The organism is Acinetobacter legionensis, assembly GCF_048551735.1.
Taxonomy (GTDB): domain Bacteria; phylum Pseudomonadota; class Gammaproteobacteria; order Pseudomonadales; family Moraxellaceae; genus Acinetobacter.
In genome coordinates, this window is record NZ_JBIMBV010000015.1 from 61,370 (window position 1) to 76,340 (window position 14,971).

A 14,971-nucleotide genomic window follows, 5' to 3' on the forward strand; every position below is an offset into this window, starting at 1 on the left:
TCTGAAGCATTTTCCTCATTTTTTCGATTAATTTTTATGTTTTCAGCTTAAACTCCACTGTATAAAACTTTTGTTTTGCTTATGGTAAACTCCTGATAAGTGTGTTTAGCTTATCAAGTTAAAGTCTTTATTTTTTAACAAAACACATCATTATTTTATAGATTCGCATAAATCATATTATATTAATTTTAGAAAAAGTTTAAATAACATAAATTATGAATGTAAAAATAATTATACTGCGCAATTTTCCTAATAATGACTTTTATGATAAATTATCATTTATAGGAATGTTGCATGAAGAAAAAATATGGGATATGGAGGAATATTGGCTTTTAGAATGGAGGATTTATAATCTTAAAAAAAATTCATCTGAAAAATTAGATTGGGAAGTTTTTAGGATTTATAGCTTTATTATGCTTTCCCTAAGCTCTCATTTAGATAAGAATGACTCCTTTAAAATAAGGAGTTTGGAACTAGCATTAATTTATGAATTTAGGGAAAGAATTCAACTAGTATTTGAGGGTTATTTCTCCCAAATAATGCCAAGGCAAAGCATTTTTGAAAAAACTAATCCTTTACTTGCTTTTACTTCAACATAATCAGTGTTAAATGAAACGTCCCTCACTTAAAGGATCATGCTTTACTCAATCTTTCAAGATCAGGTACATGTTCATCAGTTGTAAATCAAAAATTTATGTAAATCCAAGTGATTTCAAAGATCGAAAGTGATCTATGAGCCGAGATAAGCTGTCTAAGAAATTAATTTACTAAAAATTGGACGATTAAAGTTTATTAAATCTATTTCTAAACTGCCTATGTACCCGTGAACCGAAGCAACTGAGAAAAGAGCTAAACCAATTAATTTGATTTTTCATTTTCAAATCTGCCCTATCTAAATTTAATACGTTCAAATCATTGGTTTACTAAACTCATTTTGTCTTTATCAATATATTTATCGTATTCATGTTGATACTTTTTCGCTAAGCTTACTTTATCATCATCTTTTAAAATTTTGCCAGATTGCTGGAAAAATTTATGCTCTTCTTCATCTAAATGATGATGTACCAGCTTACGTAGCTGTTTTGCTATACGTAACCAACTGGGGTTATTGAATTCATTTTCAGTCAGTTGTTCAAGTAGCTCATCTATTTCATGATGCTCAGACAAAGCATGCCTTGTTATATTTAAACCTGCATCTGTCATCATAAGAGGTATGTAAAAATACCTGTCTTCAGCCACAGCATGTGCAAATAATTCATTTTTTAATAATGAAAAATAATGTTTTCTTTCTTCTGAGTTACCAGTGGTTTCAATTAACTTATCAGATAACTCTCTTTGTTTTTCATGACTAAATTTTAAGACATCAAATATGGTGAGTTGCTTACTATGGCTCATACTTTTATCCTATTGATGGAAAAATTAATTTCATATTCAATCTTAATGGATAAACTTATATTTATTATTTGATTCTTGTTTCAATAGTATTTTAATTGTAATTACTAATTATATAGTATGATCTATAAAATTTAAAAATCAATTAAAAAAACATCGACTTAAGGCTTTATTCTGCTCATCATTCAAAGTACTACACTCATTGTATGTCCAAACAGTATCAATGAGCCATAGCGTGATTTCGTTACCCTACCCTAATTCTAATTTTAAGAGTTTAGAGCAAGCCTGCCTTAAAAACCGCTTCGCTCTGCTCCCTAGGTCATATTCCCAAAATAAAAATGTTGAAATTAATTGCGACAAGTTTATATTAGGTATATCGGTCTACCTAATTTTTAATATGAAAACTAAATCTGCTAAAGAAAAAATCTTAGAAGCTGCAGCTACATTGTTTTATAACGATGGAATTGCTAACACAGGAATAAATACAATTACTGATAGGGCTGGTGTTGCGAAAATGTCACTGTATAACAACTTCCCAACTAAATCCGCTCTAATCTCTTCATACGTTGAATTTAGGCATCAAGAATGGCTGGATCTGTATCAGAAAAGGAATGCTCAAGCTAAATCTCCCCTCGAAAGTATTTTAGCTGTTTTCGATGCATATCAAGATCATGCTGAGTTTGCTTATGAAAAAGGATTTAGAGGATGTGGATTACTGAATGCAGCTGCTGAATTTCCTGCTAATAGTGTTGAAAGAAAGGCAATAAAATCACATAAAGATGAAATTGAAAATATTATTTTAAATCAACTCTCACTGCTTATTTCAAATCACGAAAAAGCTCATGAAATAGCATTAATGTTTTCTTTTATTTTAGAGGGTTCAATTGCGAGAGCTGGTTTGGAAGGTTCTAGTCAAAAAATTAAAGCAGCCAAAAAAATTGTAATTAGCATTCTAGAACAAGAGGCCATTCAATGAATCATTCAATTTCGAATTCTTCTAGTTATGGTTTTATTGCAGTTCTTTTAGCGGCATTTCTTTGGGGAACTACAGGTACAATAGCTACTTTTGCCCCAAATCTTAGTCCTCTTGCTATTGGTGCAGCAGCAATGGGCGGTGGTGGCCTTTTACAGGCAATTTTAGCTAGAAAGAACATTAAAAATAACATAACTCAGATAAATTCTAATTTAATCATTCTTTCCATAGGTGTCATTTCTGTTTTCATTTACCCATTAGCATTTTATTCTTCAATGCATCTAGCGGGAATTACAGTCGGGACAGTCGTTTCGATTGGCACAGCACCACTATTTACAGCTCTTTTAGAAAGATTTTTTGATCATAAAAAGCTTTCTATTAAGTGGTTTATTTGTTTTGTGTTGGGTATTAGTGGTGTAATTTTATTATCAATTGGAGAAAGTCATTCATCGATTTCGTCAAAACAGATTACAAATGATAGACAAATTCTAGGAATATTTTTAGGAGCTCTGGCAGGACTTACCTATGCGTTATATTCTTGGATTGCCAAAAAACTGATAGATAGAGGTATAGATTCAAAAGCCTCTATGGGCCTAATATTTGGTATTGGATCTCTATTTTTACTGCCAACATTATTTTTTACTGGTGCAAATTTGTTTGAGGAAAATATAAATATTTATGTGGTTGGCTATATGATGCTCATTCCAATGTTTTTAGGTTATGTCTTATTCGGATATGGATTAAAAACTGTCCCAGCAAGTAAAGCGATTACCTTAACGTTATTTGAGCCATTAGTTGCTGCCATATTAGCTATTGTTTTAGTTGGGGAAAAATTGGCACCCATTGGTTGGATTGGCATGATTTTTATTTCATTGTGCTTAGCGCTTCTTTCTAAAACTAAGTAGCCCTCAATCTAAGAGCCATGCTTCATCTAATTTTTCTTTATCAATTCGCTCTGTATCAGCTCGTTTCGTTCTGCCACTTTTGTATATCTCTTTATGTAATCAGTGATCAGCCAGCTGAATCGAATGATTTGCCAAGTGAAGTGGTTAATAGTTTGGGAGAAGTGGTGTAAATCAAACTAAACAATGTATATGGACTGAATATCTGGATGGTAAAGAAGGAAGGTTAATGGAAATTGATCGTCGTGTCCGAGAAAAGGTTTTTATTGATTACTTGGATATGGTCGCAAAAAGTTCTACTCTGAAATTAAGCAAGTAAATATCAAACAACCCAATCGAATTTCGGAAAAGATGTGTTCGGATATGACTCCTATGCAAAGTAAAAAGTGGAAGAATTTAAACAAGAATCTGATATCATAGCCTGCACCTAGCAGGCTTTTTTTATTTTGTGCTGTAACTAGGTACTTTTTTCAAAATGGGTAACCTAATGGGTATCCAAATTCATCAAACAAAATAAATTGATAAATTTCTATAGGTTAATATCAATATGCTTCTAATGATCGATAATTACGATAGCTTTACGTATAACATTGTCCAATATTTTGGCGAGTTAAACCAAGACGTTAAAGTTGTTCGCAATGATGCCGTGACCTTAGAGGATATCGAACGATGGCAACCAAAGTACTTAGTGATTGGTCCCGGTCCTTGCTCACCATCTGAAGCAGGAATTTCTATCCCTGCAATTCAGCATTTTGCAGGAAAAATTCCAACACTCGGTGTATGCCTAGGTCACCAAGCGATTGGTCAGGCTTTTGGCGGCGAAATTGTGCGTGCCAAAACAGTGATGCATGGTCGTTTATCTGACATGTACCATAGTGACCAAGGGATCTTCAGCAACTTACCTTCTCCATTTTCAGCAACACGTTATCATTCACTTGTGATTGATCAAGCCAGTGTGCCTGAATGTCTTGAAGTCACTTGCTGGACCAATGAAGCAGATGGCTCTATTGAAGAAATTATGGGTGTCAAACATAAGACATTGCCAATTGAAGGCGTGCAGTTCCATCCAGAATCCATTCTGAGTCAACATGGTCATCAGATCTTTAAAAACTTTTTAGAAATTTATGCTTAATGTGTGTAGTACAAGATAATGAATATTCAACAAGCTTTAAATAACATCACTAAAAATATCGAACTCACTCAACCTCAAATGGAAGAAGTGATGCGGACCATCATGCGTGGTGAAGCCACAGATGCCCAAATTGGTGCATTTATGATGGGACTTCGTTTAAAAGGTGAAAGTATTGACGAAATCACCGCTGCAGCACGTGTAATGCGTGAGTTTGCAATTAAAATTGATGTGGGTGATATCCCGCATTTAATTGATATTGTTGGTACGGGTGGTGATGGACAGAACCTATTTAACGTCTCTACTGCCTCTTCATTTGTTATTGCGGCAGCAGGTGCAACTATTGCAAAACATGGAAATCGTGGTGTTTCCTCTAAATCAGGCTCGTCTGATCTTTTAGAACAGGCCGGGATTAACCTTGATTTAAATATGCACCAGACAGAACGATGCATCCGTGAAATGGGGGTTGGTTTCTTATTTGCCCCAAATCATCACAAAGCAATGAAATATGCTGCTGGTCCACGTAAAGAATTGGGATTCCGCAGTATTTTTAATCTCCTTGGCCCGCTTACGAATCCGGCTGGGGTACGACGCTATGTGATTGGTGTATTTTCTACAGAATTGTGCCGTCCTTTAGCGGAAGTTCTAAAACAATTGGGTGCTGAACATGTCATGGTGGTTCATTCAAAAGATGGATTAGATGAAATCAGTTTAGCTTCATCAACCTATGTTGCCGAACTAAAAAATGGTGAAATCACGGAATGGATGATTCAACCTGAAGATGTAGATATTGAGTCTCAGACCTTAACTGGTCTTTCTGTTGATAGTGCTGCTGAGAGCCTAGCATTAATCAAAGATGCGCTCGGTAAGAAGAAATCAGCAAAAGGTGAAAAAGCAGCCAGTATGCTGGCATTAAATGCAGGTGCTGGAATCTATGTTTCAGGTCTGACCAAGAGTTATAAACAAGGTGTCGCTTTAGCGCATGATATTATCTATGGTGGGCAAGCTTTAGAAAAAATGGGCATTTTGTCTGAATTTACCAAAACACTCAAAGAGTATGAAGCTTAAGGATTAGAGGACGTTATCATGGTGGATATTGCCAATACAATGTTGGGTAAAATTGTTGATCGTAAATACGAAGAATTTGCTCAACGTTTAAAACAACGTAGTTTAAACGATGTAGAAGCGCTTGCCCAAGCTGCAACACCTGTGCGAGGTTTTGCAAAATCTTTATACAGTAAACGCCCAGGTGTGATTGCTGAAATTAAGAAAGCCTCACCATCAAAAGGAATAATTCGTGAAAATTTTAACCCTGCTGAAATTGCTCAACAATACCAGCAAGCTGGTGCAGCCTGCTTATCTGTTTTAACAGATTTAGATTTCTTTCAAGGTGCTGATGAAAATATTCAGATCGCACGTAGTCACTGTGAATTGCCTGCGCTACGTAAAGATTTTTTGATTAATCCTTACGGCGTTATCGAAGCGCGTGCTTTACATGCCGACTGTATTTTATTGATTGTGGCTTGTTTGTCAGATCAACAACTTGAAGAAATGTCAAAGACCGCATTTGAGCAGAACCTTGATGTTTTGGTCGAAGTTCATGATGAAGCTGAACTGGAACGTGCATTGCAACTTTCAGAGCGTTGTTTACTGGGTGTGAATAACCGTAATTTAAAAACCTTTGATGTCGATTTAAATACCTCATTGCGTTTGAAGAAGTTACTTCCACCATCACGTTTACTGATTACTGAAAGTGGTATTGCAACACCAGATGATGTGCGCATGATGCAAGAACACGATATTCATTCGTTCCTTGTGGGTGAAAGCTTTATGAAGCAACCACGCCCTGATCATGCATTTAATGCTTTATTTGGTCTGCCTGAAACAGTGTAATTAAAAGTCAAAGGGTGAGTTCGCTCACCCTGTTTTCATATTTCTCCCACTCCCCCTATAAATTTTTCAACTCCCAACATTCAGGTCATGATCAAAGCAGATATAACTGTGTGAATTCAATTCAGTTCAAATTTGACAAGATTCAGACTATACTGAGCGCCTAATACCGTCCATTTACTGTTTTTTGCAATTATGAGTAAATCTGATTCCACATTCTCTAAATCACAGCTTGATTTATTAAAACAATTCAAAAAACAAATCACTCCTCCTCACTCTTCAAAAGTTGCAGTGCAACCTGAAAGTAAGAATGCCCAAGTAACAGTACCTGAGGAGTTAGATGATGCTGATTTGTTTAAAACCGCACTTGGCGGTGTAACCAAACTTGATAACGGCAATATTGCAAAAATCGAGCGTAGTGATTTGCGCAAAAAACCTGATGCAAAAACCCTTGCCAAACGCGCGGCGGCTGAAGGTGCATTTGAAATTAATGATGCAGAATTGTCAGATACTCAAGCGATTTTAAATCCTGTTGCAAGTCAGGCGGCTTTAAGCTATCGCATCGCAACACTACAACATAAAGTTTTTGAAGACTTAAAAGCTGGTAATCTACGCTGGTTTGAAGCTGTTGATTTACATGGTTGTACTGTTGAAGAAGCGCGCTCTGCTGTATTGCAAATCATACAAATGGCAAAAGATGAAAACCAAAATGTCATTAAAATTGTCCATGGCAAAGGCCCAGAAGCCATACTCAAAACTTATGTGAACGGCTGGCTTCGTCAACATCGTGATGTTTTAGCTTTTGTAAGTGCTCCTGAAAAACAAGGTGGCACAGGCGCAGTTTTAGTTTTACTGAAACGTGCTGAAAGAAATCCAAAATTAAATGGAAATCCATGATCATTCGTTTTAAATGATCAAAACTCTCATAAGTGTCGGTTTATCTTGTAATTAGAAAATATTATTCATTTTTCTGATACAATGCCGTCCTTGTTCAAACCGTATAAGTGAACACGTTTTATGTCTATGCAGCAATCCTACGCGAATATTTTAACTGCCGTTGGCGAGGACTTAGACCGTCCTGGTCTGAAAGATACGCCTATGCGTGCGGCTAAAGCTTTTTCGTACTTGACGTCTGGCTATAGCAAAACGCTAGAAGAAGTGACCAATAATGCGGTCTTCCCTTCTGATAATGATGAAATGGTCTTGGTAAAGAATATTGAATTTTATTCTTTATGTGAGCATCATTTATTGCCTTTTCATGGTCGTGTACATATTGCCTATCTCCCTTCTGGCAATGTTTTAGGACTGTCTAAATTTGCCCGTATCACAGAAATGTTTGCTCGCCGTTTACAAATTCAAGAACAGTTGACCAAACAAATCGCAGATGCCGTGGCTGAAGTTACCCAAGCACGTGGTGTTGCTGTGGTCATTGATTCAGCGCACATGTGTATGATGATGCGTGGTGTCAGTAAACAAGAATCGACCACACGTACTGTGTCATTTGTTGGTGATTTTAAAACAGATAAAGAAGCACGTCGTGAATTTTTATCTGCCGTGCCTGAAGCACATTAAGACGGATCATTCAGTAAGCAATATAAATATCAAAGCCTCATTTTATTGAGGCTTTATTTTACGATAGGGTTTTACAATGTCTTTAATTTGGTTGGCAGGTCATGGTTTAACGCACAGTGAAACCAGTATCGACTATCCTCGTGCAGAACGGTTGGTTAAAGGAAATCCCAAACGACTCACGCAAAGTTTGTATGAACATCCCAATATGAATTGTGGTATTTGGCAATGCGAGGTTGGTGCATGGGATATTCAATTTGCAGACAATAAACAGGAATTTTTTCAGCTAATTGAAGGTATTGTTCGTTTGCACGATAAAAACACCTCATCATTTGTAGAAATTAAAGCTGGTGAAGCAGGAATTATCCCGCCTTCATTTATCGGTACATTTGAAGTTATTGAGGTAGTTAAAAAATATTTTGTTGTGGTTGAAGTTTGAGTCAGTAAAACTGGTGACTTTTTTTGATGATCAGTGCGTTCAAATATAAGCTTTTTTATATTTTTTGCTTTCCTATAACTTATATTTGTAAAACATTCGCTTATTGTCCACTTAAAACTATATGATTTAAATTATCTTAGCCTTATGCCATATTTTAAATGAAAAATTTACTGATCTTTATTTCAGCGTTAACTGCCACTAGCGCCTTTGCCGACAATCTAAATGCCAACGAATTAAAAGATGTGCAAAGTGTCATTAAATTATTTAAAAATAAAAATATCACCGCGATTTCAAATAACATTACCTATCCCTTACATCGTGAAGAACCCATCCCAAGTATTGCCAATGCAACTCAGATGAAACAACGCTTTAACCAAGTGTTTGATACTCAACTTATTCAAGAGATCGCCAACTCAAAACCATCACAATGGGAAAGTATGGGTTGGCGTGGTGTGATGCTCAATGGTGGCACACTATGGTTAGATGGTCATAAAATTAAAGCCATTAACTACAGTAGTGATGCTGAACAAAAATATAAAGCACAGCTGATTTCACAACAAAAAAATCAATTACATTCATCACTTAAAAATTTTAAAACACCTGAATTACAGTTTAAAACAGCCAAATTTCAAGTGCGTATAGATGCCATGCCCAATGGTAAATACCGTTATGCATCTTGGGGAACAAAACAGTCGCAAGCGACAAAACCTGATCTGATTTTAAATCAAGGTCGTGTTGAAATGGATGGTTCAGGCGGCGATCATCACTACATTTTTAACAGTGGTACATATCAATATGTAGTTTATCGTAATGTTTTAGGTACAAGTGAAACACCAGATGTCACATTAGAAGTCACTCAAAAAGGCAAAAAGATCCTTTCTCAAGCAGGCAAATTATTTAAATAGTTTGTATCAATGATTGAGCTGAATCATTTTTCTCAAGTTTTTTTAATTCATACAGATTTAAAGCTTATCGAGCAAATCACCATAATGAAATGAACTGCTCGATAAGCTGTTCAAAATCATGTGCTGTGCGATATATCACAAACACACAGCCAATCCTTTAAATATGATATTTGATTATTTTTTTTCAGCCAATTGATAAATCAATTGCTCCATTTGTTGCATGTATTGACGATTCTCATGGTCCCACGGATGGAAGTTTGGACGGAAATAATCGATATAATTTCCCAATTGCTTTCTTAATACGCCTATACCGCCAAAGGTATAATGATAGGTCTTTTTCCAGCTGGATAAATCGCTTAACTTCCCTTCTCCTTTAACAATGGTCAAAAATACAGGAATCACTAAGCCCCAGAACACAATCGTTGCGACCACCAATCCAAAACTACGAACAGCATAGGCATAAGGACCATGCCCCATTGCAGTATTCCATACATCAAAAGCTACAGCTTTATGTTCGGTTTCTTCAAAAGCATGCCAACGCCAAATATTGGCATAATGTTCTTCAGCGCCTTCAAATAACTCAGGTGTGCGTAATACAGAATCTGCCAATAAAGCGGTAAAATGTTCTAATGCAATTGTTCCACTGAGCCAAAAATATGCAGGTAAATGCTGTTTAAGCAGACCAAAAATCTCTAAAACCAATGCTTCAAATTTTGGTGCAATCGGTGAGCGTGCAAATAAGGCTTGGTTATATTCTTCATGCTCACGTCCATGCATCGCTTCTTGACCAATAAATGCAGTCACTGCTTTTTGTAATTCAGGGTCTTGGACTAAATCACGATGTGCCCTTACCGCATCAATAAAGAAACGCTCTCCAATCGGCAAGACGATAGAAAACGTATTTAGCAATGCGGTAAAAATTGGACCTGCGGCGGTATGCCAATCTGCGATTCGCTCCGCAGGTAAGTTAAATCTGACATCACGGCGAATAGGTAATGGCTCATGATATACACTCGATTTAATAAATTTTTTTAAAATGCCCATGGTTGATCCTGCCTCTGGCTGATTATCATTTTTTTAATTTAGCTGGTGCGCTTATTAGAATTTTACTTAACTGGGTATAATTCCATAGGTCATTTCGACTCATTTACATGTCATTGCATCTCTTTTTTTCTGATATTTCGATCGAATAAGTCTCTCGAAGTATGTCGATATATGCTTGCGATACCATCAACAGCATGATCTAAATTGTGTAAAAAGTTGTTCGTCCAAATGCCTTTTTCTGTTCAAAAATAGACTTTGCTAAAATGCCACATCAAGCATATTTAATAAAAATACTGAGTTATAACGTGGATTAGTTATGCAACATTTAAGTGAGATGCTTGCCATTATTCAGTTTATTTTTCTAAATTTGGCCATGTCCAAGAAGCTCACTCTTGAATAAATTTGTGCATTAAGAAAGCCATGCCTTATAAAACTAAAACATTGCTTTCCTGAAGGTATAAAGAATTTAACAATTAAAATAATAATTTTTTTAGATGCTCATCGCTTTGTAATGGAACCACATGGTCATCTTTTAAATCTACACCCGAAAGTTGTAATTTGAATGAATTACGCATCAATGCCATTAAACGCTGTGTGGCAATTTGAATACTCAGCCCCGCAGGTCTTACATTGGAAATACAGTTTCGGCTGGAATCCAAACAACCTTTTCTCGCTTTCCACGTATAATAGATACCCATACTATCAGGTGAACTTAAACCAGGCCGTTCACCAATTAACATAATTAGCAACGGCGCATTAAAACTTTGTGCCACTTCATCACCTAATGCCACACGGCTACCTGTCGCAATCACAATAGGGGCAAGTTTCCAACCCTCAGTATCAATATGTTCACGTAAAGAATTGATATAAGCAATCGCATTCTCCTCTATTGCTCGCGCAGATAAGCCATCACCAACCACGATACATACATCACATTGCTGTGGGTGCTGCTGCACATAAGTCTTGAGCTGAGTTTGAGCCTGTTCCGATAACTCACGTCCCAAATCGGGACGTTTTAAATATACTTCTTTGTCAGTTGCTTTACTTTCCACAATGAGACTTTCAAATTTTAAATCTCTAAGCCGAGCTTGCATGTTTTCAGTATCTAATTGGTGAAAAACAGCATCTTTGGCCTGTGCGTGAGAGAGTTGAAACTTAAGCAATTCTTGGGTTGGAATGCTACATCCTACTCTTCCCATCGCAATTCGGGCATCAGTATATTGTTTTAACTTATGCCAAGGATCTTCGTGAAAACCATTTGGAAAAGTTTCAAGTTTTGAGAGCTTCATGATTTACTCTCCTTTTTATGATAATAATTTAGCAAAGTTTTTTGGCATGCTACTAGGCCAATGAATTTGCCGTTGTTCTTGGTGCAAAATTCCTTGCTGATCTAACCAAGCCGAAAACTCAGGGGCAGGTTTTAATCCCATTAACTGACGTAAATATAATGCATCATGAAAAGATGTGGTTTGATAATTCAACATCACATCATCCGAACCTGGAATTCCCATGATAAAGTTAATTCCCGCAGCGCCAAACAAGGTGAGTAGTACGTCCATGTCATTTTGATCTGCATCAGCATGGTTGGTATAACAAATATCACAACCCATAGGTACACCCAGTAATTTGCCACAGAAGTGATCTTCTAATCCAGCACGAATAATCTGCTTACCATCATACAAATACTCTGGTCCAATAAACCCGACCACAGTATTAACCAATAATGGATTGTATTTACGTGCGACTGCATAGGCTCGCGCTTCGATAGTTTGCTGGTCAACACCATGATGTGCGTTACTGGATAAAGCACTGCCTTGTCCAGTCTCAAAGTACATCACATTTTGACCAATTGTGCCTCGATTGAGTGCTAAAGTGGCCTCATAACCTTCCTGAAGTAAATCTAAAGTAACTCCAAAACCTTCATTAGCCAGTTGCGTACCCGCAATAGATTGGAACATCAAATCAATTGGAATATTACGTTCTGCAAGTTGAATCCCTGAACTGATATGGGTTAACACGCAAGATTGCGTCGGAATTTCATATTCTTGAATAATATGGTCAAGTAACTTTAACAACTCTGACAAATTATGGAGATTGTCTGTGGCAGGATTAATCCCAATGACAGCATCACCATTGCCATACATCAGACCATCCAATAAGCTGGCTGAAATACCCAATATATCATCCGTTGGATGATTCGGTTGCAAACGAGTAGATAAATGACCTTTTAAACCAATTGTATTACGAAATTGGGTGACCACTTCGCATTTACTCGCAACCAGAATTAAATCTTGATTACGCATAATTTTACTCACAGCAGCAACCATTTCAGGGGTTAAACCCTTAGCTAAATTGGTCAATTTTTCGGAAGTTGCATCTTCACTCAGCAACCAATTTCGAAAATCACCCACAGTAAAGTGTGAAATCGGTGCAAATAAATCATCACAATGTTCATCAATAATTAAACGCGTAATATCATCTTTGTCATAGTCAATAACCGTTTCATTTAAAAAATTTTTTAAAGGGACTTCTGCCAAGGCCATCTGCGCTGCCACACGTTCTGTTGCATTACTGGCAGCAACACCAGCCAATTCATCTCCAGAACGTAATGGCGTTGCCTTTGCCATTAGGGTTTTTAAATCTTGAAAAATATATTGTTGCTGAGCAACGCTATAACGATAACTCATAATTATAATTCCTGTTCTGCTGCCTTAATGCTGGCAAATTCTGCTTCAGGTGTACCTGAAATCAGATGATGACGACTATAAACAAGAAAATAAACAATGAAGACCACATAAATACCCAAAGCAATAAACCAGACTTTAGGATCGACAAGAAAACCTGCAACCACCGCGACAATTGATAAGATCAACGCAATACTTGAGGTAAAAATACCACCTGGTGTTCGATATGGACGATATACATCAGGCTGTGAAATACGTAATTTGATATGTGCCATCATCATTAAAACATAAGAAATCGTCGCACCAAATACCGCAATCAAAATCAGTAAGTCACCCTGTTTAGTCAATGATAATATGAAGCCAATAATCCCTGGAATAATCACGGCTAAATACGGTGATTTATTTTTGTTGGTCAGCGACAATGATGTTGGCAAATAACCCGCACGAGAGAGGGCAAAAATTTGACGCGAATATGCATAGATAATCGAGAAGAAACTTGCGATTAAGCCTGCCAAACCAACAAAATTTACAAAGTTTGCTAACATGCCATGCCCATATACTTTAACCAAGGCATCCACCAAAGGGGCACCTGAATCTTTGAGTACACTTGCACCTGCGGCACCCGCACTCAGTATTAAAATTAAAATGGCGAAAGCAGCCAAAATCAACATTGCACCCATCAAACCGCGTGGTAAAGATTGTGCTGGATCTTTTGCCTCTTCCGCGGCCAAAGGAACGCCTTCCACTGCAAGGAAGAACCAAATTGCGTACGGAACTGCTGCCCAGATTCCTATATAACCTTGTGGTAAAAAACTACTCGCGCCTGCTTTAGCTAAATCTGGTGCAATATCAAATAAATTGGCGCTGTTAAAGTGAGGAACCATCGCGACAAGGAAAACCACAACTGCAACAACAGCAATAGCTGTGATCACAAACATGATTTTAAGTGCTTCACCTGCACCTTTTAAGTGAATTCCCATAAAGACCAAATAACAGATTAAATAAATTAGCCATCCGCCCACTCCAAATAATGATTCGCAATATGCACCAATAAAGGTCGCGATTGCTGCCGGAGCGATGGCGTATTCGATCAGAATCGCTGTTCCTGTTAAATAACCTCCAAATGGTCCAAAAGCCATACGCGCAAAACTGTATCCACCGCCTGCTGTAGGAAGCATAGTCGACATTTCTGACATTGAAAGGCATAAACATAGATACATAATCGCAGCAAAAATGACAGCGACAAACATACCGCCCCAACCACCTTGTGCAATACCAAAGTTCCATCCAGCAAAGTCACCTGAAATCACATAGGCAACCCCTAAACCGACCAATAGTAGCCAGCCAACTGCGCCCTTTTTTAATTCTCGTTGAGCAAAATATTCTTTGGAATCTTCTGTTTTTACGATAGTTGATTGTTCATTTCGAGCGTCCATCATCGTACCTTTAAATTTGCCTTTTTTTGTATAAGCAAAAAAAGTGCCTTTCCTTGGATGACGTCAATATTTTTTGTTCAATCCTATGAACATAACGCCTTCTTAGTCGTATAAAACTGCTTTTAGATAAATCTATCAAACAAAGGTAGGAGAAAAGTTGAATAGCTTATAATAGGAAATCGAAAAATTTATGAAAAATGAATAATTAAAAGAAAAGTAATGAAATTAATATATTTTTTTACTTTGTTATTTGTTTTTTTAATTTAAGATATTATTTAGTATATATGCATAAATGGATTATGTGATGCATTCAAAACCACATGCTAAAAAAACAAGAATCAAAAAAGAAAAATTAAACTCCACTCAACCAAACTCAATTTTCCAACAAGCTTTACAATCCGCACTGATTCAATGTCAGCAGGATTTACTCAACACGGCCCACCTAGCATCTGTCGTGGTACAGATCAAGGATATGCAAAAAAAATCAACTCTGGTGTTCAGCCAATACAGATCAATTCGCAGGATTCCAGCAAGATCAAGATTTAAAAACAAAGCCAGATCAGTATATTTATAGTGCACCTATTCTTGATTTAACATCAGGGGAAGCA

15 protein-coding genes are annotated in these 14,971 nt (G+C 36.8%); 10 read left to right on the forward strand and 5 right to left on the reverse strand.

Annotated elements, in window-relative coordinates; genetic code table 11:
* Positions 1–215: 215 nt before the first annotated feature.
* Positions 216–599: a hypothetical protein gene (locus ACG9ZL_RS14300; RefSeq protein ID WP_419360505.1), complete on the forward strand. Its 384-nt coding sequence runs from the start codon at positions 216–218 to the stop codon at positions 597–599.
* A gap of 313 nt (positions 600–912) precedes the next feature.
* On the opposite strand, the gene ACG9ZL_RS14305 is transcribed toward ACG9ZL_RS14300, so the two are convergent.
* Positions 913–1,395, reverse strand: coding sequence for a hemerythrin domain-containing protein (locus ACG9ZL_RS14305; protein WP_336954008.1), 483 nt, complete (start codon positions 1,393–1,395; stop codon positions 913–915).
* A 394-nt stretch (positions 1,396–1,789) separates the two neighbouring features.
* Here ACG9ZL_RS14305 and ACG9ZL_RS14310 point away from each other — a divergent pair, with 394 nt between their 5' ends.
* The 9 genes from ACG9ZL_RS14310 to ACG9ZL_RS14350 all read left to right on the forward strand — a co-directional run bounded on the left by ACG9ZL_RS14310 (position 1,790) and on the right by ACG9ZL_RS14350 (position 9,199).
* Entirely contained in the window at positions 1,790–2,368 is a 579-nt protein-coding gene (locus tag ACG9ZL_RS14310) for a TetR/AcrR family transcriptional regulator (RefSeq protein ID WP_336954010.1), read from the forward strand.
* Complete coding sequence (locus tag ACG9ZL_RS14315) at positions 2,365–3,270, forward strand: DMT family transporter (RefSeq protein WP_336954011.1); 906 nt, start codon at positions 2,365–2,367, stop codon at positions 3,268–3,270. The genes ACG9ZL_RS14310 and ACG9ZL_RS14315 overlap by 4 nt, the downstream gene beginning before the upstream one ends.
* Positions 3,271–3,814: 544 nt before the next feature.
* The gene (locus ACG9ZL_RS14320) at positions 3,815–4,399 is read left to right on the forward strand and encodes an anthranilate synthase component II (RefSeq protein WP_004724599.1); all 585 of its coding nucleotides are present in this window, start codon (positions 3,815–3,817) and stop codon (positions 4,397–4,399) included.
* 18 nt (positions 4,400–4,417) lie between these two features.
* The gene (gene trpD, locus ACG9ZL_RS14325) at positions 4,418–5,464 is read left to right on the forward strand and encodes an anthranilate phosphoribosyltransferase (RefSeq protein ID WP_004724601.1); all 1,047 of its coding nucleotides are present in this window, start codon (positions 4,418–4,420) and stop codon (positions 5,462–5,464) included.
* 18 nt (positions 5,465–5,482) lie between these two features.
* Positions 5,483–6,289, forward strand: a complete 807-nt coding sequence (trpC, locus tag ACG9ZL_RS14330) for an indole-3-glycerol phosphate synthase TrpC (protein ID WP_262086256.1) — start codon at positions 5,483–5,485, stop codon at positions 6,287–6,289.
* A 192-nt stretch (positions 6,290–6,481) separates the two neighbouring features.
* The gene (locus tag ACG9ZL_RS14335) at positions 6,482–7,183 is read left to right on the forward strand and encodes a Smr/MutS family protein (protein ID WP_419327842.1); all 702 of its coding nucleotides are present in this window, start codon (positions 6,482–6,484) and stop codon (positions 7,181–7,183) included.
* Positions 7,184–7,309: 126 nt separating this feature from the next.
* A complete protein-coding gene (folE, locus tag ACG9ZL_RS14340) occupies positions 7,310–7,858 on the forward strand; it encodes a GTP cyclohydrolase I FolE (protein WP_171064926.1) in 549 nt (182 codons plus the stop codon).
* Positions 7,859–7,934: 76 nt separating this feature from the next.
* Positions 7,935–8,294, forward strand: coding sequence for a cupin domain-containing protein (locus tag ACG9ZL_RS14345; RefSeq protein WP_336954016.1), 360 nt, complete (start codon positions 7,935–7,937; stop codon positions 8,292–8,294).
* Between the two features lie 158 nt (positions 8,295–8,452).
* Positions 8,453–9,199 carry a hypothetical protein gene (locus ACG9ZL_RS14350; protein ID WP_336954017.1) on the forward strand — a complete coding sequence of 249 codons (747 nt, stop codon included), beginning with the start codon at positions 8,453–8,455 and terminating at the stop codon, positions 9,197–9,199.
* Positions 9,200–9,373: 174 nt separating this feature from the next.
* Here ACG9ZL_RS14350 and ACG9ZL_RS14355 read toward each other — a convergent pair whose 3' ends face one another.
* The 4 genes from ACG9ZL_RS14355 to eat all read right to left on the reverse strand — a co-directional run bounded on the left by ACG9ZL_RS14355 (position 9,374) and on the right by eat (position 14,363).
* Positions 9,374–10,243, reverse strand: coding sequence for a metal-dependent hydrolase (locus ACG9ZL_RS14355; protein ID WP_004724615.1), 870 nt, complete (start codon positions 10,241–10,243; stop codon positions 9,374–9,376).
* A 473-nt stretch (positions 10,244–10,716) separates the two neighbouring features.
* Positions 10,717–11,532: an ethanolamine ammonia-lyase subunit EutC gene (gene eutC, locus ACG9ZL_RS14360; protein WP_336954019.1), complete on the reverse strand. Its 816-nt coding sequence runs from the start codon at positions 11,530–11,532 to the stop codon at positions 10,717–10,719.
* 15 nt (positions 11,533–11,547) lie between these two features.
* Positions 11,548–12,930, reverse strand: a complete 1,383-nt coding sequence (locus tag ACG9ZL_RS14365) for an ethanolamine ammonia-lyase subunit EutB (RefSeq protein ID WP_419327840.1) — start codon at positions 12,928–12,930, stop codon at positions 11,548–11,550.
* A 2-nt stretch (positions 12,931–12,932) separates the two neighbouring features.
* Positions 12,933–14,363, reverse strand: a complete 1,431-nt coding sequence (eat, locus tag ACG9ZL_RS14370) for an ethanolamine permease (protein ID WP_336954022.1) — start codon at positions 14,361–14,363, stop codon at positions 12,933–12,935.
* Between the last annotated feature and the right edge of the window lie 608 nt (positions 14,364–14,971).

What these genes read in the sequence shown, in the direction of transcription:
- ACG9ZL_RS14300 (WP_419360505.1), top strand. Translation starts at nt 216, where the DNA reads ATGAATGTAAAAATAATTATACTGCGCAATTTTCCTAATAATGACTTT.
- ACG9ZL_RS14305 (WP_336954008.1), bottom strand. Translation starts at nt 1,395, where the DNA reads ATGAGCCATAGTAAGCAACTCACCATATTTGATGTCTTAAAATTTAGT.
- ACG9ZL_RS14310 (WP_336954010.1), top strand. Translation starts at nt 1,790, where the DNA reads ATGAAAACTAAATCTGCTAAAGAAAAAATCTTAGAAGCTGCAGCTACA.
- ACG9ZL_RS14315 (WP_336954011.1), top strand. Translation starts at nt 2,365, where the DNA reads ATGAATCATTCAATTTCGAATTCTTCTAGTTATGGTTTTATTGCAGTT.
- ACG9ZL_RS14320 (WP_004724599.1), top strand. Translation starts at nt 3,815, where the DNA reads ATGCTTCTAATGATCGATAATTACGATAGCTTTACGTATAACATTGTC.
- trpD (WP_004724601.1), top strand. Translation starts at nt 4,418, where the DNA reads ATGAATATTCAACAAGCTTTAAATAACATCACTAAAAATATCGAACTC.
- trpC (WP_262086256.1), top strand. Translation starts at nt 5,483, where the DNA reads ATGGTGGATATTGCCAATACAATGTTGGGTAAAATTGTTGATCGTAAA.
- ACG9ZL_RS14335 (WP_419327842.1), top strand. Translation starts at nt 6,482, where the DNA reads ATGAGTAAATCTGATTCCACATTCTCTAAATCACAGCTTGATTTATTA.
- folE (WP_171064926.1), top strand. Translation starts at nt 7,310, where the DNA reads ATGCAGCAATCCTACGCGAATATTTTAACTGCCGTTGGCGAGGACTTA.
- ACG9ZL_RS14345 (WP_336954016.1), top strand. Translation starts at nt 7,935, where the DNA reads ATGTCTTTAATTTGGTTGGCAGGTCATGGTTTAACGCACAGTGAAACC.
- ACG9ZL_RS14350 (WP_336954017.1), top strand. Translation starts at nt 8,453, where the DNA reads ATGAAAAATTTACTGATCTTTATTTCAGCGTTAACTGCCACTAGCGCC.
- ACG9ZL_RS14355 (WP_004724615.1), bottom strand. Translation starts at nt 10,243, where the DNA reads ATGGGCATTTTAAAAAAATTTATTAAATCGAGTGTATATCATGAGCCA.
- eutC (WP_336954019.1), bottom strand. Translation starts at nt 11,532, where the DNA reads ATGAAGCTCTCAAAACTTGAAACTTTTCCAAATGGTTTTCACGAAGAT.
- ACG9ZL_RS14365 (WP_419327840.1), bottom strand. Translation starts at nt 12,930, where the DNA reads ATGAGTTATCGTTATAGCGTTGCTCAGCAACAATATATTTTTCAAGAT.
- eat (WP_336954022.1), bottom strand. Translation starts at nt 14,363, where the DNA reads ATGGACGCTCGAAATGAACAATCAACTATCGTAAAAACAGAAGATTCC.